Source organism: Nonomuraea lactucae (genome assembly GCF_003313395.1).
GTDB classification, from domain to species: Bacteria; Actinomycetota; Actinomycetes; order Streptosporangiales; family Streptosporangiaceae; genus Nonomuraea; species Nonomuraea lactucae.
In genome coordinates this window covers 1-597 of record NZ_QNFZ01000321.1, presented here as the reverse complement: position 1 = coordinate 597, position 597 = coordinate 1, and the positions used below count along the sequence as shown (strand labels likewise).

The following is a 597-nucleotide window of genomic DNA, read 5'->3' as shown; positions in this document are numbered from 1 at the left end:
GGGGCAGCCTCGGGGCCCGGATCCGCGCCCACCGGCTGGTGCCGTACCAGCTCGTGGTGGGGCCGCGCGAGGTGGCGGAGGGCGTTGCGGCGGGTCGCGCGTCGGTGCGGCTGCGTGACGGCGGCCAGGCGGGCGCGGTGCCCGTCGAGGAACTCGCCGCCCGATCGCGTCCTGTTTTCTGAACACCTCGACCAAAAAGGATAGGCGAGCGTCAAGGAAAAGCGCCCTATGTCAAAGAAAGACGGCGGGCCCTTCCCTTAACAGGTCCGGCGCTCGTAAAGTCCCAGCAACAGCTGTCGGGAGGACCTGTTGACGGAGCTTAGTGATCGAGCTTCGGAGCTGGTCGCGGCACACGAGCAGGAGCGTCCGGCCCGGCATTTGACCGGGTGGCTGCGACTCGCCGTGTGGACCGTGGCGGCGCTGCTTTCGGCGTACTCGCTGATCGTCGTGTTCCGTCCCGTCGAGGCGCTGGAGCACCGGATGACGTTCCTGGCGGTGACACTTCCGCTGGTGTTCGTGTGCTACCGGTCCGGGATGGCGCCGCTGGTCGACCGCCTGCGCCGGCGGGGCGGACCGGCGGACGAGCCGGGCCCGCCG

At 70.0% G+C, this 597-nt stretch carries 2 protein-coding genes; both read left to right on the top strand.

Annotated features, from left to right (window positions below; all coding sequences use genetic code 11):
• On the top strand, positions 1–182 hold a 182-nt coding region (locus DQW85_RS21720; RefSeq protein ID WP_240197334.1), incomplete at its 5' end, for a His/Gly/Thr/Pro-type tRNA ligase C-terminal domain-containing protein.
• Between the two features lie 127 nt (positions 183–309).
• Positions 310–597, top strand: a 288-nt coding sequence (locus tag DQW85_RS21715) for a hypothetical protein (RefSeq protein ID WP_205315295.1), incomplete at its 3' end; no start/stop codon positions are given.